This is a genomic window from Algoriphagus resistens, from assembly GCF_001442615.1.
Lineage (GTDB): Bacteria > Bacteroidota > Bacteroidia > Cytophagales > Cyclobacteriaceae > Algoriphagus > Algoriphagus resistens.
The window spans coordinates 387481-405374 of record NZ_LMXN01000001.1 but is presented as its reverse complement, the minus strand read 5'-3'; the positions used below and the strand labels follow the sequence as shown (position 1 = coordinate 405374).

Below are 17894 nucleotides of genomic sequence, written 5' to 3'. Positions count from 1 at the left end.
GAGTGATGCTTTTCTAAGGAATTTGCCAGCGCATTAGTTCAAAAATAATTTACAAAATCTAATCTCACATGCGAACCATTAGGTACGGCTTGGGTTTTAGTAGCTATGGCATTGAAAACAGGAACTACAGCACCGGAATTTAATCTAAAATCCACCGGTGCAAAATCAATCGATTCATCAAAGGATCTTAAGGAAAAACCCTTCATCCTCTATTTTTATCCCAAGGATTTTACCAGGGGATGCACAGCGGAAGCCTGCGAGTTCAGAGACCAGTTTGAAGCTTTCCGGAACCTGGACATTCCTGTGTTCGGAATCAGCAAAGACGATATACCTACTCACGAGCGTTTCAAAAAAGAACACGGGCTTCCATTTGATCTTCTTTCTGACCCATCGGGGGAAGTCTGCAAAGCTTATGATGCACTCATTCCTTTGATCAAAATGCCCAAGCGTATTACCTATCTGATTGATAAAGAACACAGGATAAAAGCGGTCTTCTCGGAGATGTTTGAGTCAAAAGGACATATAGAAGCAATGCTGAAGAGTCTAGAGAAGTAGCGAAAATCTCCCGTAAGTGCGTGCTAGGACTCGCCCAAAACCAGCAGTATGGCTACTGCGGCCATCCCTTTCCAGGTTTTTTTCTTTAAAGAATCAACCCGTCCTGCATTACCACTTTACGATCAGCCATTTCAGCAAGCTCCTCGTTATGTGTGACAATAACGAAAGCCTGTCCCAATTCTTTGCGGAGCGTGAAAAACAACTCATGGAGTCCTTTGGCATTTTGAGTGTCCAAATTGCCACTTGGCTCATCTGCAAACACAACTGCAGGACTGTTGATTAAAGCCCTTGCAACGGCCACTCTCTGCTGCTCTCCGCCGGATAGCGTGGAAGGTTTATGATCCAATCTATGTGAAATACCAAGTAACTCTGCCAGTTCACCTGACTTTTTAGCAAGTTTTTCAGGAGGTGTTTTTCCAATCAATCCTGGAATCATGATATTTTCCTGAGCGGTGAATTCGGGCAGCAGGTTATGAAACTGAAAAATAAAACCAATGCGCTCATTTCGGAATTTGGCCAATTCATCCCCTTTTAGATTAAGAAGTTTTTTGCCATCCATCTCCAAAGATCCCCGGTCAGGCTGGTCCAATGTCCCGAGAATATGAAGTAACGTACTTTTACCAGCTCCCGAGGAACCGACTATCGAAACAATTTCAGAAGTTAAAATTTCTAGATCTACACCTTTTAATACTTGGAGGGTTCCATAGGATTTATGGATTCCATTGGCTTTCAGCATGCTATCATTTTTTATCGAGTCAAAAATAGGACAAATGCCTATCCCGACGGGAAATTAACGGCTTTTTTTCCTGAAAAAGGAAAAAGGTAGGTTTGATTTATCGAGTCTTAGGGCTTAACTTCGGGCAAAAATTTCCAAAGGATGAATATTCACGAATATCAGGCTAAAGAAGTATTAAAAGGTTACGGGGTCCGTATTCAGGAAGGTATAGTCGCCGACACTCCTGAAGCAGCTCATGAAGCAGCCGTTAAGTTGAACGAGCAAACCGGGACTAGCTGGTATGTGATCAAAGCCCAGATTCACGCAGGTGGACGTGGAAAAGGCAAAGTCAACGAAACCGGTTCTAACGGCGTAGTACTTGCAAAAAAATTGGAAGATGTCGCTGAAAAGGCTAAAAATATACTTGGTGGAACGTTGGTGACGCACCAGACTGGTCCAGAAGGAAAAGTAGTAAACAAGGTTTTGATCGCTGAGGACGTTTATTATCCAGGTGATTCCGAGCCAAAAGAATATTACCTGTCTATCCTTTTGGATAGAGCTACAGGAAGCAATGTAATCATGGCCTCTACCGAAGGTGGAATGGATATAGAGGAAGTTGCAGAACACACCCCAGAGAAGATCATGAAAGAGTGGATCGATCCTAAAGTTGGTCTTCAGCCTTTCCAGGCTAGAAAAGTAGCATTTGGTTTGGGGCTTTCCGGTAATGCATTCAAAGAAATGGTGAAATTCATCACTGCTCTTTACAATGCATACGAAGGGACTGATTCTTCCCAGTTTGAAATCAACCCGGTATTGAAAACATCTGACGATAAGATCTTGGCAGTGGATGCTAAAGTAAACATCGATGATAATGCACTTTACAGACAAAAAGGATTGGCAGCGTTGAGAGATGTGGCTGAAGAAGATCCGTTGGAAGTAGAAGCTGGAGAATCAGGGCTTAATTACGTAAAGCTTGACGGAAACGTAGGTTGCATGGTAAATGGCGCCGGTCTTGCGATGGCTACTATGGACATGATCAAATTGGTAGGCGGCGAACCTGCCAACTTCCTGGATGTGGGAGGAGGAGCAAATGCTACTACAGTAGAGGCCGGCTTCAGAATCATCCTTCAGGATCCTAATGTAAAAGCTATTCTGATCAACGTATTCGGTGGTATCGTGAGATGTGACAGAATAGCCAGCGGTGTGGTTGAAGCTTACAAATCTATCGGAGACATCAGAGTTCCTATCATCGTAAGACTGCAGGGAACAAATGCTACAGAGGGAGCAAAAATCATTGACGAATCCGGATTGAAAGTATTCTCAGCAATCACATTGAAAGAAGCAGCTGAAAAAGTTCAGGCTGTAGTGGAATCATAAATTTAAACTGGTAATGGTGAGCAATTCCCATTACTTTCTGCACTCGTAGTTCAACTGGATAGAATATCAGATTTCGGCTCTGAGGGTTGAGGGTTCGAATCCTTCCGAGTGCACTTTGGGAATGACTCCCTTCCAAACCTGCCCAAAAAGCGGGTTTGGAGCTTTTAGAAGCATACGGCTTCTAGGCTTTATTGACATCTTGGTTTCAACATTGTTTCAACATGGTTAAAGCTAGTTCGAAAATAATCTACAATCCCCAGCGCATCCGGAAGGATGGGACGGTACTTCTCTATTTGCGGGTAATCATTAATCGGGAGAAAAAAGATATTGATCTGAAAATACTGTGGCCATGCGAGCGATTCGATGTGAAAAACCAAAAATGTCTGCCCCGTGAAAAAAATGACCAACTATGTGAGGATTACAACCTCATTATAAAAAATGAACTGGCTAAAGCAACTGAGATTTTTGTGAAATTCAGGCTTAGGAGGCTAGACCTTACGCTTGACTTATTTTTAAGAGAATATCATTCCCAGATCAGCACAGAGGATTTTTATAAGTACTACAAGAAAAAAGTAAACCTAAGATATCGGGCTGGAGAAATAGCTGAACCCACCCGGAATAATCACCTCGGCACATTGCGAAAATTAAAGCAGTGGAAACCCAAACTTTCCTTTTTTGAATTGGATGCCAAGACGGCACAGAACTTCGATAGCTGGATGCTTCGAAAAACTCCCTGCAAATCTCTTAATGGCCGTGCATGCCACCATAAAAATTTTAAAAGCTATGTAAGAGCTGCTATTCAGCAGGATGAAATCCAATGCATCAATCCTTACCATTTTTTCAAAGCAAAAACGGAAATGGGCAGGTTTCAGCCGCTCACTAAAGATCAATTCCTTCAATTCTGGGATTATTATCAGGATCCATTGATCCACCCTACTCATCGGGCGGTACTCAGAGCATTCCTTTTCTGCTGTGTGACGGGGATGCGACATGGAGATGTCCGGAGGTTTAGTCTGGACTGGATCGATGGGGAGTTTTTTGATTTTATCCCGCATAAGACCAGGCGATGGGGAACCCGTGTCCGGATGCCAATCACCAAAGAGGCACTGGATCTGATTGCGGATGAGATCGACGAAATCGGAGACACCAAGATGTTCCGATATCCCAGCGAGCAGAAGCAGAATGATTTCATCAATGAGATTTCGGATCTGCTGGAAATCAAACAGAAGATCTGCTTCCAGATCGGACGGGAAACCTTCGCAACCTTATACATGGAGCATGACGGTAAACTAGAAGTACTTGCCAGCTTTATGGGACACACATCCACCAAGATGTCGGAGAAATATGTGAAGATCATGGATCAGCGAAGCAAAGCCGAAGGAATGCGAATCAGTAGATTTATGGTGAGAGATTAATCCCACAAACCTATCAAACGGTTCAAACATGGGCTTTAATCGATGTGCGAGGGGACTGAAGTAAAAAAGACTTCAAATAGCGTTTGAATCTGTTGGACATAAAAAATCCCGACTGCTTTCACAGCCGGGTTAAACCGAAAAATCACCTCACTCATTATCGATTGATCTTACTGTCGTTCTCGATCTCATTCAATACCTTAATTCCATCCATGATATCCCTAGGATCATTATAAACTCGCAATCGCTGTGGCCACTCCTGAAGAACCGTGATCATCATGTCTAATTTCATATTCATCTCTCCAAACTGCTCGATCATCGCTAAAGTCTGCTGAAGGTCAGCCGTGGCTGAGCTGTTTTGAGGGAGTTGTGGAGCTGGGGCAGTGGCACCACCGGTGGCAAATGGCGTGGCCTTGCGCCGCTCGGCCTCTAGGTAACCGAAGATATTTGCATACTTGGGAGATCTCATCATCCAGTTAGGACCCACCCACTCAGATCCTGCTTCTCCTATCACCCCAAAGGAAGCAGTACCCACGTGTCCACCACGGGCAAAACTCCCTACATTCCGAGCTGATTGACCGTTTGGCATAAACCAAGAACCACCGGCACCCATCACCATATCGATTACTTTTCCAGATCCAGTAGCTCCACCTGTGGCGTATTTCGTAGTACGTACCTTATTTACGGCGATAGCTGCTCTGCCTACTGCTATCCCTGTTTGCAATGCTCCGACAATAGGACCAGCTATGGGACCAAGTGTGGAAGCTCCAGCCCATATTGCTTGCACTTCCTTGATAGCCATCATAGTAATCTGACCGATTTCCACGGCCTTCATGGCATTTGCAAAAACTTTTCGTGCTTTCGACTCCTCACCTAACAAGTCCAAACCCAACTGCATCCAAGTACGAGCATTTTCAAAACCGAGCATTTGAATCTGGTTTTTGAAATCTTCCGCCCGCTGGGCTTCGGCAATTTTATTATCAGCGATATCCTTATCGATCTGGGCTATTGTGTTTTTGAGCTTCAGAGCCTGAATAGATTCTCCCTGACCTGTAGCTTCGAGCAAAGCCAGTTTTTCAGCTGCATACTCACGCTGGATCTGAAGTAAGGCTTCCTTTTTCCTCATTTCAGCATCCACCGCACCGATAAAAGCATTTTCCAAAAGCAAGGTTTCACGCTCTTGATCCTCCTCAAACTGCTCCAATTCTTTTTCGATATCCTCTTCTCGCTCAGCCTCCTTCAGCTCAGCTAGAGCCTCCCTGTTTTCCTGCCGCTTCAGCTCCTCCAATTCTGCAAACTGATCCCGTACAGCCTGTCGCTCTTCCTCGGTCAAGGTCTCATTCTCCAGAAGCTTCACTCTACGCTCTTCCATTTTCGCCAATTCCCGCTCCAATTCCACTTCCATCTTGGCTTCTTTCTTTGCCAATCCCTCATCCATCAGCGCGATACGGACATCTTCAATCTGTTTTTCCAGATCAAGAGTAGCTTTCAAATATTCTTTTCGAAGTGCGTCAAGGCGTTTTATATTTTCCTCTTCTTTCTTGCGAGCCTCATCAGATCGCTTCATGTTTTCGGCGTGGATTTCCTTGGAAACAGTATTCTCCAAAGCCTTTGCAGATGCTCTTTTCTTAGCTGCGGTGGCTTCAAACTGCGTTCTTTCTGCTTCTAGATTTGCTAACTCCTGATAACCTTCACGGCTAGTGTCATTGAAAGTCTGCTCCAGCTTCATTCGCTCAATCTTCAGATCCATGAAGTTTTGCTCTTGATCTAATAATTCATTCTGCGCATCCTGAGCATCTCGAGCAGCTTGCAATCTTTCTGCTTCAGAAAGCGACTGATCCTGTGCGATTTCTTTGGCCTCTTGGTACTTCTTATTCAGTTCTGCTCTCGATTTAGTGAGTTCAATTTCTGTCTCCTCTATCCGGATATTCATATCTGCCAGCTGTCCGCCCTGCTCTATTCCATCTTTGAAAGCTGAACCTATCTCCTCACCTGCCTGAAGTGCTCCCTTACCAATAGTCTTGAAACCAGACATCACATTGCCATGAAGCATTTCGCTGAGGCCTTTAAATACATTCCCACCAAGATTCTGCACTACGCCCTGAAGTTTCTCAAAAATCACCCGCATAGGTGTGAGCACCTTATTCACCTTGTCAATACCCGCCTGAGTAGTTGTGAGGTAGTTAATCAATGCTCCGAGTGCAATCACAACCAAGCCAATTCCAGTACTGGCAAGTGCAAGCTTGAAGAGGTTTGTAGACGCTGTCACCACCTTAATCATAGTATTAGCTTTGCCAAGAGAAGATGTGATCGTGGTGATGATACCACCAAATGGACTCATGGCCATGGCTTGCTTGGTCATATCTCCCAGAGCTGCGGTGGTACCTTTAGCTGTTTTGGTGGTGTCATCCAGACGCCCTTTCACTTCCTGGAACTTCTTTGATTTCTCTGCGAATGCTTCAGAAGTAGGATCCAGCTTTTTCATTTCCTGCCAGAGCACACGGGATGCTTTGGTCATTTGCTCCATAGAGGCATTGACCGAGGAGCCGTCGGCGATGATCTGTATTTTGCGCTGTTCTGTCTTGGATGCCATGATTTGCTGGATTTGGCATAAAAAAAGCCCCAATCAAGGGGCTTTCGGAGGACAGTTAAATCCAGCTGGCTATGGTTAATTATCAGTAATTCATATTGTTCATCAATTTTCGCTCAGCTGACGCCAAAAGCATAAATAACCTAAGTGTATTGGTATCGGGAATTTCGAACTGTATTCCGTAATCCATACACATCTCAATGATCTTAAAGTCTGGAAGATTAGGACAGGAGGCCGCGATATCAGCTCTTAATAATTGAATATCTGATTTTTTTTCATCTTCCATGCAATAAAGATAGTGTTTGCTACAAATATTGCAAATCTCAGACGAGCTGCAATGAATATTATATTTGATACAAAGGATGTAAAAATGGCAGCAATTACTTTAAGAAATATCCCGGATGAACTGCATAGAAAAGTAAAGCGAATGCAGTTGGACTATGAGGACAACGGAATCCGGAAGACATTGGAGGAAATTTATCTAGAGTTAATAAAAATTGGTTTAGAAAAAAAATAGATGGAATTACAAAATTTTACCCAAAATCCAATTATTGACTTTATTCTAAAATATGTAACTATTCCTACATTAATTTCAGCAATAGTTATTTTAATTAAATGGTATAGATCTAGAAAAAGAATAAAATTTCAAGTAGAACTTAAGGAAAGATTCTTAGCTCTTATTAATGAAAAAATTCTTAAATCTCCTATTATTGAAATCAATGTAATTAATGAATCTCCCAGTAAGGTAATTATTTTTCAATTTCTTAAGGTTTTTGTTTTTGATAAAGGAGAGAAAACCCCTATTTATAAGTTTGAAAAAAAAGAAAATTTCACTTTAGAACCTGAAAAACAACACTCATTTTCAGTTGATGCATCCTTAAATAATAACTATCAAATGTCGGATTTTAAAAATTATCAAATTGAAGTTGAATTAATTGATACCCTTGAAAAAAGCTACAAAAGTGGCATTATCAGTATTTAATTCTTAAAACCTAAACCTCAGCGTCCGGTCATAGCTCTTATTGACGTGTTGTGAGATCTCATCAGCGGCGACGCTAGCGTATAATTCACCGAGGCGGTGACGCATAGAAGCCAGTCCACGAGTCCAGTTCTTTTTTTTCCTCCCTCCTCCTACCAGCTTGGCGATAGCGCCATCATCCATGCCCTGACCACGGCCGACTGCCAGATCTGGGAAAATCCCATAGTAGAGATGTTCCACCTCGATCATCAGACCGTTTACCAGAACCTTTCCTCTGAAATCCATCTGCCCGAGTAGGTCACCAGTCACACCTATCCTGAGTTTCAGAAATCGCTCGCCCATTTCCTTCCTGCCTATCTCAGGAAACTCCTTGGCAAGAGCACGGATAGCAATTTTCTGGTGGATATTAAGAGCTGCTTCCATTACAATTTCACTGAATACAATTTCAAATTTGTCTTGATTCGATCGCCGTTTCCTTTGACGGAAATGGAAGCGTCGTATTCATCGACCACCCACTTGAGGTTATCGATCATTACTTTTCGCTCGGTGTCGAGCTGTAGGAGTTCTACCAGGTTGAGATCCACGGTACGCTCCATGTACTCGGTGTAGGACTTCCAGTCCATCCACTCCTGATAGCACCGGTTGATAATCCCATCTGTGCCAGACCAGCGCAGGGAAACCCCTGTGCGCATGTAGTGGCCTTGGGGATAGGCATTGCCCAGGCTGTCTGTCTGCATCCCATCAAATAGCATAAATCTAAGCCCACCCCTGCTATCCAAGTCAAGCTCGAAGGCTGGACCAGATCCCGCCTGATCCATCTGGGGAATAGTCCATTCTCCTCCCATAGGGCTATCTTCCGTGATCATCGTCAGCGGTGATGCGTTGGTCTCCACAAGTTCGGAGCCATTGCCCACACGGATATCCATCCATGCAGGATTATTCTGGGTGAGTTCGTCAGCCCCATCCTCACGCATCCAGAATCGGAAGCCGTCGTTTTGGTTGGGTTCGAGTTTGAAGCCTTTGTTTGCCCGATTATTAAAGTTGGTATAGCTCTGATCGTTGAGCCAGTCGGATATCCGGACGATCTCTACCAGTCGGGTGATTGGATTCACTTTATAAGTAATCCCAAAAGAAATAGCCACGTCGATCAGAAATGAACCGACGGACACGGGCGGGACGTGACTGTTATACGTGATGGTACCGGTGCGGTGATCGTAATTGTTTGGGATACATACGCGACGGATATTTTCATCTTGAGTCCATTCGCCAGAGATGCCGAAATAGCCCAGATCCTTAAAAATAGTATCCAGCACATATAGCAGAAAAGGAAATGGTGTGATGGTGTAGGCATCGCCGTCATCCGTTGGATTATAGAGTCGGCCGGCTCCTTCATTGTAAAGATTGACATAGCCGGAAAAGCCCGGATTCTTATCCCCGTAGAAGTTCGGATTCTTGACTGTGAAATACACATGATTAGCCGCTGGATAGATGTCCCCGACATTCATGTTGGAGACATCCGTTCCCAGATCCACTGCGGGAAGGGTTCTATTCTTGATACGGGATTCGATGTCTCCAGCATCAGAATGAAAGCTGAAATTGTACGCGCCGGAAAAGTCCCGGAGCTTCAGCGTACCGATCTTCCAAAGGAGATCTGCAAAACGAATCTGAACGTTTCCGTAGCTCTTCACCCGTCCAGTATTGGGAAGTAAGCTTGCAAATTGGAATATCCTTGCATTACTCCTGCTATCTAGTGCAGATACATTATAGACCTTTGGTCCATACAATTCGCCTGGTGTGACAAAGGGAGATTTGCCGCCAATGCTGAAGCTGGCGGAATCGTTGATATCAATCAATTCCTCATCTACCGTAATGCTGATCATAGCTCTGGTGTGTAGCGGCGAATCGGCGGATAGATAATATCCAATCCTATTTCGTCCAGATTCTCAAAATCATCCTGCGGGTCGAAGTCAAACTTCACCTTCACAGGCAAATAACCTGTGGCTGTCTGCTCATAGACTTTCTCGGAGATAGCCAGATCGATCAAGTACTTTCTCTGGTACCCGTTCAGTGTAGCTATCACCAGCTGACCGGTGAGCTGTCCCATCTTCGTCACGGTCTCCTCCTCCCGATCTGAATACAGGTAGCCCACCGGAAGATCTCTGGCAATAGAATCCTCTGAGGTACGCAGGGATTGTTTGCCCCTGCCAAAGCAAAGGACGTGATCCCATCCACCGAGGGAATTCAGAAATAAGAGTTTTCGATAATACCTCTTGGCTCCATAGACTTCGAAGGTTCGCTTTTCTGAAAGTTCTGTTTCTCCTGAGAAAAGCTGAAGGTCATATTTAGCAATAGTCTTGGTAGGATTCAGCGTCTGCAATCCAAGCTGGGCAATACCCGCAGGAAAGCGATAGACCTCGAAAGGTTCTGTAGAAAGCACTGATTTGACATCTTCGGATGTACTGGTATTGTCAGTATAATAGACAGTGGCTTTTAAAGTGAGATTAGGATATACCTGATTGTTTACAACAAAATGAAGATAGCTATGCTGATCTGTGGCGATCGGAGCGGTATGCGGCACCCAACTTAGGAATGGCTTTTGGACATCGAGATAGGAGTCAAAGAAGGTTTGCTTTGCAAATTCCTGCTCTGAAAGCCCGCCAAATAGCACATAGAAAGTTTCATTCGTGGTGGTGTCGTCTGGCTCCGGGGGGGTGCCGTACTTTTCAAAATAGGAAAGATAGAATCGCTTGAATGCTTCGGCTACCTGAACGACATTGGTATGGCCAAATTCAGGGACATAGGAGTCCAGAAAGGAATTCAAAACCTGCTCCACATTGAAATCCGTGGTACCATCCACGCGGGAAGGCTGCTCAGCACTGTATTTCAGATTGAAAGAATCGGACTGATATATATCTTCAAGATAGACTTGGCATACAAAAGAAAGATTGTCCTTCCCTACCATGCTGGACGTGGCAAGCTTAAGCCAGATCGGATTTTTGGATAAGAAGAATTTGAAATCCTGAATGACTATGGTAGTTATCTGCTGGCATCCGTTCGCATCGGTGACAGTGAAAGAATAGACACCGTTTGGAATGTTCGTCCGATCCTTAAGCACTACACCGTCAGACCAGAGGTAAGTAAAGGGAGCCGTGCCGCCCGTGATTACGTTAGTAATGTTTTTCCCTGTCTTATTCACCGTAATTGTGATCTGGGCAGGTGAAGTAACCTCTATGGTGAATAGCCTGGAGCATCCGGCAGAATCCGTAACAGTGACCTGATAAGATCCCGCTGTGAGGCTGGTTCTGTTCTGTGCGCTGGATCCATCAGACCATGAAAAAGAATAGCCGGATCCGGAACCTCCTGAAGGAGCTGTGGCAATAGCGCCGGAAGATCCGCCGAAGCAGGCGATAGGAGTTATGGTAGGATTCAGCTGGATCTGCGATGGCTGACTTAGTACAATACCGGAAAGTACCACTTCAGCCATTGCTCCATCTCTGACCGTGACTGAGTACGTCCCCGCAGGAAGGCCTGACCTGTAAGGGGAATCGGGGCCTCCGTCTGACCATTCGTAGGTATGTCCACCAGATCCTCCCAATGCCTCAATAGTAATAGCTCCAGTAGGCAATCCAAAACATGACACATTCACAATATCGGTGACTGATGCTGTGAGTGAACCCCCTATAACCTGAGTCTCTGCCTGATCCGAAAGACTGTAATTTCTAGTTTCTCTTGAAAAAGGCTCCGCAATTTGCTCGAAGCAGGGATTATCATAGAATACATGGTTGGATGTTCCTATTGGCATTACCAGGTTGATAGGGAAGGTATTGCCATCCGTTCCGTACGCAGTGACGATTTCTATGTCTACCAGAAACCGAATATTAAGCTCAAACGGGAGTGCTTCTGAAAGCTCTACGGTGATCGTTTTAACCCCAACCTGATGTCCGGACTCGTCGCCAACAGAAGTAATAACACAAGATCCCATTGATGCATCTACATCAACGCTTCCCGGGATACCTCCATATATATAGTTGTAAGTTTTAACAGCCATCAGTCAAACAGTTCAGGGTCAAAAGCATCTGTATTGAGTTGGAAAGCGACTTCATTTGGGATGCTGATGGTAAAATAGAACTTGGTGCCTGCGAGGCTATCCACTCCGAGATTAGAGATTTTCTCCATCATGGTATCATTCCATTCAAACCAGCCTTCCTGTGGTGCATCGTCATAGTAGGCAGCCAGAAAAGAAACGATATCGGTTCCGATGGCTTCGGTACGGTCGAATATTTCATCCTGCTGATCCCAGTTTTCCTTTTGCATACGCTCCAAAATAAAGAACTCACCTTGGATCACTTTGCGCTTGGCATCCTGAGAATCGTTTGCATCGGCTTTAGCCTGGTAGGCATTCAGAAGGAGCGCGGGAAAGTTCAGTTTATTCTTAAGGGATTTGATAAATTCCTTAATATCCTCACTGGCCAATATCGGATGTGCGGATAGATTCATCCGTACAAAGTGAACTTCCTCCGGTGTATGATGGATAAGCTTATGATGCGTGGCCATCGTCCGGAAGAAATTGGTGTAGGTGGTATGGGAGTTGATTAGCATGGTTATTTAAATAAAATCCAAGAGAAAGGAATAAATATCTCATAGAGTGGTCTGGAGTAATATCTTTTCCACCAGACGATCATCCCTATCGTATCAACCCATAGCAGTGAACTGATTAAAATCATCATCACATTCTTGATTTACGTTTCATTGAATCTTCTTTCTGTTTCTGGTACTCCTCATCCTTCAGCGTGACTTCCATCTGAAGCATAAGCTTGTACATGTAAGTCCGCTGGGTATCTCGGTGATTACCAAAGACAGTTCCGCTAAGTTTGAGAATCGTTTCCTGCCAGCCGAAAGACTCTGGTCCTTCGCCTTTGGCAGAGAATACCCGCTCGAATACATCTTCCCATTCTTTTCGACAGCCAGTCCACCAGAGTATGACGGCAAGTTTGGTGTCTCGTGGGATCTTCTGAATTAGTGGTAGACGGTGCTTTTCCGATCCCTCGGAATATGCTATCCTAGGGTCACGCTTATTATCCAGCTCATTAACTGGAAGTACCCTTTCACGAAAGAGGATAGCGATAAATCTATCCAGTGCCTGGTCGCTGGATTCCCTGCGAAATTCAAGGTATGCGTCATCCGCCTCTGTCCATTCGTCAGCAGTGAGGGTTTCGAAGTTTCCGACAGGGCCATAGAGGGTTTTTCCTGCGAAATATCCGATGGTGATGGATTCGATTTTGTTCTGTGTGAGTTCGTTTTCATCTTCTAGGAACTGTATAAATGGATAGAGGTCTATGATGCGTTCTCCAAGTGCAAGCATCTGGATAAGGTTGAGTCTAGTAAGCACCATCAGAGCTTTGATGCGAAACTCGTAGACGCTGTCAAAGCTGGAATGCAGTAAGCCCGCCAACGGGATGAGCTGCTTTTGTGTGAGCTCGTTCCATTTGGCAGGCAGATTGACGCGGATGCGCCGTGTCAGTCCGAAGAGGACTGGAAATATGATTTCCAGTTTTCGGGACATGATTAGTTACCTCGCTGTGGGATAGCTATGGCTTTGAGATCCTTTAGTTTTACTTTGAATTCTCCTCCGGATGTAGGTGAAGGTGACAATGAATTATCCTGTCCGCCGGATAATATGGCAGGCTTGATAATGTGATAGCCCGCATCATGCTTCAGCGAGGAAGGAATAATGGTGATCTCCATATCTTGCTTGTCAGAATTGATGGCCACGGTATGGTTCACGTCCTTAAGCTTGAATTCTCCATGCACTTCGTCATAGCCCTGATAGAAATCAGCAGTGGTGGTAGCTACATTTTTGACGGTGTCACGGACGGCAATTGTTTTCCCTACTTGGCAGGAAGTGGCCAGAAAGCCAAAAACAGCGATAACTAAGAGTAATTTTTTCATAATGAAGGAGTTTGATTGTGAATAAATATGAACCCCTAGTTACTTCCTCTTGAAAAAATACCAGAGGACAGCCAAAACCACGATGGCAATTGCCAATCCTGCCCCTATCCAAGGGATGAGTGATGGGGTTTTGGTGATATCTTTTAGCTTTTCCGATTGTGAATATGACGCTGTGCGTTCTTCCAGTTTCTCTCCTCTTCCCGTCGAGTCCTTCTGGATGAGTTGGGAGGTATTGGAGCTGTTGACAGTGGTATTTGTACGGGTTTCGGAAGTGTGGCTTCTGATAGTGGGTGCATAACCGGTGGCGCGGATGGCACCGTCTGGGGAGATGTCAATGCTAGTAAGGCTATCGAACTTGATATCAAAAATCCCGTCCCGATGAATCCTATTGCCATAGGCTTCGATGGCAGATATGGTGAGGCGGTTACTACTTGAAGTTTGCGTTTCATGAGTTTGGACGGATGTAGTTGTGGAATCACTCTGAGTTGATGACTGAGAGATGTTCTTTTGCACCTTGCACGAAAGCACGGTGAAGAATAGGCATGCGGTCAGTATGAATCGGAAGTGATTCATGAGAAATAGAGATTTGCTTCAGCGGTACGACGGCGTAGCAATCCCTTTTCGAAAGATGTTCCTTTCGATATCCACTCCTTGAAAAGCTTCTCGATTACTGGAAGGTCAGGATTGAGATTGATGGTTTTCAAAAGTGTGGACGGCTCTCCGTTCTTTAGCACAATCAAACCATCCTTATACTTTGACCCGTGCCCAACATTATACAAGGCAGAGACGAAAGCCGAGAACTGGTTTTCGTTCACGTTGGAAGTAATGGATCTTCTGGCCATGTCCTCAAATCGGCTAAGAATGTTTTGAAACAGTGCATCCGCCCGATCCTTTGTGATCATATCACCTTCCCGGACTTTGGATCCGTCCTCATAGAATGTATTGCCCCAACCGATAGTCCAGACACCAGCCGGACACTTGTAGGCTTTGAGTTTGCATGATTCGAATTCATGAAGGATTGCTATCCCAGCTTTGTTGGTTTTCATTGGCTAATAATTAAGTGCTGGATGATTTCCTTGAAGAAGGAGAGTAGCTCCACGAACTGCTCAGAAGGCAGGGCCACTACTGATATTATTCCAAGAATAATGAAGAATACTGCCCAGAAGGTCAGACGTCTCCTTTCGGTCTTTTCCATGATCTATAAGCTTCAATCCATTTAGGACATTTGTCAAATACTAAGTCTATTAGTTTCACCAATGCAGTCAGCGAAAAGATGATTGCTGAAAGGGTAGAAATCATACTCAGCTGAGATTCATCAGCTGCGGCCTGTGCTATTTTTGAGCTGACAAAACCCACTATAGAAAGTGCCATTGTCCAGTCCCAAGAGTCAATTTTATCCATCATTATGCTCTGTATATTTTCCGCTCACACGGTTTAAGTGATTCTTCTTCTATTCTTGCCTTGAGTGTCTTGGAATAATTGTTTGATCCAAACCACAGCGGATAAACTGTAGCTGAGGCATTAGCATTTAGGTGTTCTTTCATATTGGAGAGGTAGAATCCACCACGACCGCGAAGTCCCCAGGCTTTCTTTTCCATGAGACTTATATCGGCTTGCTTGGAAGTCCGGGCATCTCCTGCCAGCTCCAGCTGGTTTACTGAGACACCGGTATTCGAAACTTCCACTGGTAGTTTGGTAATCGCTTCCTCAATCGTAAGCTTCGCAATGGCGGGACGGAGATATTTATCAAGCAAAGTCTTGTTTGCTTCACTGAGATTGTCCGCTTTCAGCTGGTCCATTATCTCGGTGTAGAGCGAATCCGGAAGAGATGCGCTGATCGTCTGCTCCTGAATGTCCATCATAATCGGGCGAAGTGCCTGGAATGTCAGTGAGGAACCTTGGATCCCTTCGCCTGCAGCTTCGAATTCTACTGCGGAACGGATCATCAAGCCATCTTTGATCCCGTAATATTGGGAGTCAAGCCACTCCGGATAGTCCTGCTCGTAGGTTTCAAGAATCAGAAGGAAGGAATCGATAGCCTTGAAACCTCGGTCGGCAGCTACAGCACGGAATCGCATTACCTGTCCACCGTAGGCAGATTTTTCATTGGTTGTTTCCGTTCGCATGATCCCAGAATCTGACACAAGTACTTCTATCTCTGGTCCTGCCTTGTACACTGCTAAACAGGCATGGGCAGCAATCACATAAGGAGCGATCTTGGCGAGGCGTGGGGTGTAATTGTTTGCATCCTTAGCGGCGATGATCTCAGCAAGCAAATCCGATCCTAGGTAGAAGGTGAGATCTTGCATCTCCACTTCATTGAGCGAAGGAAGCAGAGTTTGGATGTCCAATCCGTTGCCCACACGGATATGATCCTGAACTTCTGAGATTGTCTTTACTAGATTTGCCATTAGGATGATTGCTGTTGAGGTTCGACCATAGGAGATTTAGAAGGAGGCACAGCAAAACCACTTGCATTCAGTGAGTTTTTGAATTTGTATTTGAAGTTTGGCCAGCCGTTGTATTGTCCTATCCATGTCAGCGGCTCAAGAATCAAGTCCTGATGTGCTTTGATGGTGTCCACATAGATGTTGAAAGCCACCCGCTTGTCAGATCCGGAACCTGCTCCGAGCTTTGAGCCTGGTTGCGAGCCGATGATTGCAGGATCCATTGAAAGTGCATAGAGCAAATGTGAGCTGGCTTCGTTTGAATCTTCGATGTACATGCCATCCTTGATTTTATTGTCGACCGCTTCCACCTTCCATCCTTGATATTCTTTTTGATGCGCAGGATCAGAAATGAAAGTGACCATCATAGATGCACCGGCATTGTCATCGCCTTTGAAGAATTTCTCAAAGTTGTCAATCTCCAGATCCATGATTTCCTTTCTCTTCTCTGGAGTCATTTTAGCAAAGCCCGGATGCTTCCACTCCCACCACCAGGAAGGAACCTGAATCAGATTCTTCAGTGTGATCTGATTCTTCATAAGAGCCTTTTTGAATTTGGGAATAGACTGAGCCACATCGAGCCAACCGGACTCACGCGCAGAGTTCCAATCCACTAATGGATAATGAACCTCGTCCTCTGTGGGATATGCAAGCGGATAGATGTATTTGAATTTGTTAGTATCCTTATACATCTCAGGATCCGCATAAATATCTATGAGTGGAATCGTCTCCACATACTCGGACTCGGTTGATTGAATAGTTTCCCAATCGGCACAGACAAATCCGTTCTGGATGAATCCTGATTTGTCAGGCTTCTGAAATCGGAAGTGGGCAGTCTTATAGCAGGAAATAGAATAAACCTCGGAGTGATCAGCGGTGAAGATCAAGCGAGGTACTGCGAAATAAAAGTGGTAGAAGTTCCGAAGAGATTCAATTCCATATCGATGGATCTTCGATCGCTGAAAGAAGGCTTCTACCTTCTCATCATATGCACGGATGAAAGTTGGTTCACCTCCTTCTACTGCCGGCTTCTCAAATCCATATACGATTTCATCGTAAGCGATCTCTGCTTTCTTCTGTAGCGTAGGACCGATGATGGTATTCTTTCGAATCTCACGTAGGACTCTTTGCGGAAAGCAATTATCAATTCCCCATGGCACAATCTCAGAAGTCGCGTTGGATTTTTGTACCGGTACCTTGATTGGGTTGTGGGCTTTCGAGTCAACGGTTTGGAAAACGTTTCCAGTTGCTTTGGAGTAAAGCACATCCAGACTTACGCCTTGTATAGTGGTCTCTGACATTAGTAGAATACTTTTTTACCGTTGAAATATTCGAGAAGTCGGATATGAAACTTCCGTATCATTCCATTTTGTAGCCTCACATTTCGTGTGGCGTACTCGTAGTGGTTTGCTCGTTTGTTGAATGGAGTTCGTGCAGGCTCAGGCATTTCAAACCCTGCTTTGTCGGCGGCATTTTGATTGAAGCTGAGCACCACATTTTCCAGTGTTATGATATCACCACCGCTGTCTCTACTTTGATCACAGGTCACAAAAACGATAGAGAAAGGTTTGTCTCCTTTCATTTCATTCATCGCATCTGACAGGTGGATTACATTCATGACCGAATTTCGTCAGAGGCTCTAAGCATATAGAGGACAGTGAAAACCCAGTTTTTTTCAACTTATTTTCATCTGCAAACCAAAAATTAATAACAGATTGATTTATAGATTTTTATAAAATTTTCATTCCTCACCTACTGCAAAATCTCAAGATCGATCCTGCCATGATCTGTGGGAGATTGGCAATTGCCATCATAAAAAAAAGGATATACGAATGGCCTCGCATATCCCTTGGATTGATCAAACAATTAA

General features: G+C 44.6%; 20 protein-coding genes and 1 tRNA gene. 6 read left to right on the top strand and 15 right to left on the bottom strand.

Annotation, left to right across the window (positions count from 1 at the left end; all coding sequences use genetic code 11):
* Window positions 1–105 precede the first annotated feature (105 nt).
* Window positions 106–555 carry a peroxiredoxin gene (locus tag AS141_RS01675; protein ID WP_057935878.1) on the top strand — a complete coding sequence of 150 codons (450 nt, stop codon included), beginning with the start codon at window positions 106–108 and terminating at the stop codon, window positions 553–555.
* 85 nt (window positions 556–640) lie between these two features.
* Here the strand turns inward: AS141_RS01675 and AS141_RS01670 are convergent, their stop codons facing one another.
* A complete protein-coding gene (locus AS141_RS01670) occupies window positions 641–1291 on the bottom strand; it encodes an ABC transporter ATP-binding protein (protein WP_057935877.1) in 651 nt (216 codons plus the stop codon).
* Between the two features lie 141 nt (window positions 1292–1432).
* Between AS141_RS01670 and sucC the strand changes: the two genes are divergently transcribed.
* From sucC to AS141_RS01655, 3 genes are all read left to right on the top strand, one after another.
* Entirely contained in the window at window positions 1433–2647 is a 1215-nt protein-coding gene (gene sucC, locus AS141_RS01665) for an ADP-forming succinate--CoA ligase subunit beta (RefSeq protein WP_057935876.1), read from the top strand.
* Window positions 2648–2686: 39 nt separating this feature from the next.
* Window positions 2687–2760, top strand: a tRNA-Arg gene (locus AS141_RS01660).
* Window positions 2761–2868: 108 nt separating this feature from the next.
* Window positions 2869–4062, top strand: a complete 1194-nt coding sequence (locus tag AS141_RS01655) for a site-specific integrase (protein ID WP_057935875.1) — start codon at window positions 2869–2871, stop codon at window positions 4060–4062.
* A 154-nt stretch (window positions 4063–4216) separates the two neighbouring features.
* Here the strand turns inward: AS141_RS01655 and AS141_RS01650 are convergent, their stop codons facing one another.
* Together AS141_RS01650 and AS141_RS01645 are read right to left on the bottom strand one after the other, a co-directional pair.
* The gene (locus AS141_RS01650) at window positions 4217–6652 is read right to left on the bottom strand and encodes a coiled-coil domain-containing protein (RefSeq protein WP_057935874.1); all 2436 of its coding nucleotides are present in this window, start codon (window positions 6650–6652) and stop codon (window positions 4217–4219) included.
* An 82-nt stretch (window positions 6653–6734) separates the two neighbouring features.
* Window positions 6735–6935, bottom strand: coding sequence for a hypothetical protein (locus AS141_RS01645; protein WP_057935873.1), 201 nt, complete (start codon window positions 6933–6935; stop codon window positions 6735–6737).
* 51 nt (window positions 6936–6986) lie between these two features.
* On the opposite strand from AS141_RS01645, the gene AS141_RS01640 reads away from it, so the two are divergent.
* Both AS141_RS01640 and AS141_RS01635 read left to right on the top strand, forming a co-directional pair.
* A complete protein-coding gene (locus AS141_RS01640; RefSeq protein WP_157243359.1) occupies window positions 6987–7166 on the top strand; it encodes a hypothetical protein in 180 nt (59 codons plus the stop codon).
* A complete protein-coding gene (locus AS141_RS01635) occupies window positions 7167–7631 on the top strand; it encodes a hypothetical protein (protein ID WP_057935871.1) in 465 nt (154 codons plus the stop codon).
* 3 nt (window positions 7632–7634) lie between these two features.
* On the opposite strand, the gene AS141_RS01630 is transcribed toward AS141_RS01635, so the two are convergent.
* The 12 genes from AS141_RS01630 to AS141_RS01575 form a co-directional block, all read right to left on the bottom strand.
* Window positions 7635–8051: a hypothetical protein gene (locus AS141_RS01630; RefSeq protein ID WP_057935870.1), complete on the bottom strand. Its 417-nt coding sequence runs from the start codon at window positions 8049–8051 to the stop codon at window positions 7635–7637.
* A complete protein-coding gene (locus AS141_RS01625; protein WP_057935869.1) occupies window positions 8051–9508 on the bottom strand; it encodes a hypothetical protein in 1458 nt (485 codons plus the stop codon). The genes AS141_RS01630 and AS141_RS01625 overlap by 1 nt, the downstream gene beginning before the upstream one ends.
* Window positions 9505–11676: a SprB repeat-containing protein gene (locus AS141_RS01620; RefSeq protein ID WP_057935868.1), complete on the bottom strand. Its 2172-nt coding sequence runs from the start codon at window positions 11674–11676 to the stop codon at window positions 9505–9507. The genes AS141_RS01625 and AS141_RS01620 overlap by 4 nt, the downstream gene beginning before the upstream one ends.
* Window positions 11676–12227: a hypothetical protein gene (locus AS141_RS01615; protein WP_057935867.1), complete on the bottom strand. Its 552-nt coding sequence runs from the start codon at window positions 12225–12227 to the stop codon at window positions 11676–11678. The genes AS141_RS01620 and AS141_RS01615 overlap by 1 nt, the downstream gene beginning before the upstream one ends.
* A 127-nt stretch (window positions 12228–12354) precedes the next feature.
* Window positions 12355–13191 carry a hypothetical protein gene (locus tag AS141_RS01610; protein WP_057935866.1) on the bottom strand — a complete coding sequence of 279 codons (837 nt, stop codon included), beginning with the start codon at window positions 13189–13191 and terminating at the stop codon, window positions 12355–12357.
* A 2-nt stretch (window positions 13192–13193) separates the two neighbouring features.
* Window positions 13194–13577, bottom strand: a complete 384-nt coding sequence (locus tag AS141_RS01605; RefSeq protein ID WP_057935865.1) for a hypothetical protein — start codon at window positions 13575–13577, stop codon at window positions 13194–13196.
* A 39-nt stretch (window positions 13578–13616) separates the two neighbouring features.
* Window positions 13617–14150: a hypothetical protein gene (locus AS141_RS01600; RefSeq protein WP_057935864.1), complete on the bottom strand. Its 534-nt coding sequence runs from the start codon at window positions 14148–14150 to the stop codon at window positions 13617–13619.
* Entirely contained in the window at window positions 14147–14623 is a 477-nt protein-coding gene (locus tag AS141_RS01595) for a lysozyme (protein ID WP_057935863.1), read from the bottom strand. The genes AS141_RS01600 and AS141_RS01595 overlap by 4 nt, the downstream gene beginning before the upstream one ends.
* A gap of 121 nt (window positions 14624–14744) precedes the next feature.
* Entirely contained in the window at window positions 14745–14981 is a 237-nt protein-coding gene (locus AS141_RS01590; RefSeq protein ID WP_057935862.1) for a hypothetical protein, read from the bottom strand.
* On the bottom strand, window positions 14981–15988 hold the full coding sequence (locus AS141_RS01585) for a DUF6712 family protein (RefSeq protein WP_057935861.1): 1008 nt from the start codon (window positions 15986–15988) through the stop codon (window positions 14981–14983). Before AS141_RS01585 ends, AS141_RS01590 begins: the two co-directional genes overlap by 1 nt.
* Entirely contained in the window at window positions 15988–17325 is a 1338-nt protein-coding gene (locus tag AS141_RS01580; protein ID WP_057935860.1) for a hypothetical protein, read from the bottom strand. The genes AS141_RS01585 and AS141_RS01580 overlap by 1 nt, the downstream gene beginning before the upstream one ends.
* Window positions 17325–17642, bottom strand: coding sequence for a hypothetical protein (locus tag AS141_RS01575; RefSeq protein ID WP_057935859.1), 318 nt, complete (start codon window positions 17640–17642; stop codon window positions 17325–17327). The genes AS141_RS01580 and AS141_RS01575 overlap by 1 nt, the downstream gene beginning before the upstream one ends.
* Between the last annotated feature and the right edge of the window lie 252 nt (window positions 17643–17894).

Coding starts and splice junctions, on each gene's coding strand:
- AS141_RS01675 (WP_057935878.1), top strand. CDS start 106: ATGGCATTGAAAACAGGAACTACAGCACCGGAATTTAATCTAAAATCC.
- AS141_RS01670 (WP_057935877.1), bottom strand. CDS start 1,291: ATGCTGAAAGCCAATGGAATCCATAAATCCTATGGAACCCTCCAAGTA.
- sucC (WP_057935876.1), top strand. CDS start 1,433: ATGAATATTCACGAATATCAGGCTAAAGAAGTATTAAAAGGTTACGGG.
- AS141_RS01655 (WP_057935875.1), top strand. CDS start 2,869: ATGGTTAAAGCTAGTTCGAAAATAATCTACAATCCCCAGCGCATCCGG.
- AS141_RS01650 (WP_057935874.1), bottom strand. CDS start 6,652: ATGGCATCCAAGACAGAACAGCGCAAAATACAGATCATCGCCGACGGC.
- AS141_RS01645 (WP_057935873.1), bottom strand. CDS start 6,935: ATGGAAGATGAAAAAAAATCAGATATTCAATTATTAAGAGCTGATATC.
- AS141_RS01640 (WP_157243359.1), top strand. CDS start 6,987: ATGAATATTATATTTGATACAAAGGATGTAAAAATGGCAGCAATTACT.
- AS141_RS01635 (WP_057935871.1), top strand. CDS start 7,167: ATGGAATTACAAAATTTTACCCAAAATCCAATTATTGACTTTATTCTA.
- AS141_RS01630 (WP_057935870.1), bottom strand. CDS start 8,051: ATGGAAGCAGCTCTTAATATCCACCAGAAAATTGCTATCCGTGCTCTT.
- AS141_RS01625 (WP_057935869.1), bottom strand. CDS start 9,508: ATGATCAGCATTACGGTAGATGAGGAATTGATTGATATCAACGATTCC.
- AS141_RS01620 (WP_057935868.1), bottom strand. CDS start 11,676: ATGGCTGTTAAAACTTACAACTATATATATGGAGGTATCCCGGGAAGC.
- AS141_RS01615 (WP_057935867.1), bottom strand. CDS start 12,227: ATGCTAATCAACTCCCATACCACCTACACCAATTTCTTCCGGACGATG.
- AS141_RS01610 (WP_057935866.1), bottom strand. CDS start 13,191: ATGTCCCGAAAACTGGAAATCATATTTCCAGTCCTCTTCGGACTGACA.
- AS141_RS01605 (WP_057935865.1), bottom strand. CDS start 13,577: ATGAAAAAATTACTCTTAGTTATCGCTGTTTTTGGCTTTCTGGCCACT.
- AS141_RS01600 (WP_057935864.1), bottom strand. CDS start 14,150: ATGAATCACTTCCGATTCATACTGACCGCATGCCTATTCTTCACCGTG.
- AS141_RS01595 (WP_057935863.1), bottom strand. CDS start 14,623: ATGAAAACCAACAAAGCTGGGATAGCAATCCTTCATGAATTCGAATCA.
- AS141_RS01590 (WP_057935862.1), bottom strand. CDS start 14,981: ATGATGGATAAAATTGACTCTTGGGACTGGACAATGGCACTTTCTATA.
- AS141_RS01585 (WP_057935861.1), bottom strand. CDS start 15,988: ATGGCAAATCTAGTAAAGACAATCTCAGAAGTTCAGGATCATATCCGT.
- AS141_RS01580 (WP_057935860.1), bottom strand. CDS start 17,325: ATGTCAGAGACCACTATACAAGGCGTAAGTCTGGATGTGCTTTACTCC.
- AS141_RS01575 (WP_057935859.1), bottom strand. CDS start 17,642: ATGAATGTAATCCACCTGTCAGATGCGATGAATGAAATGAAAGGAGAC.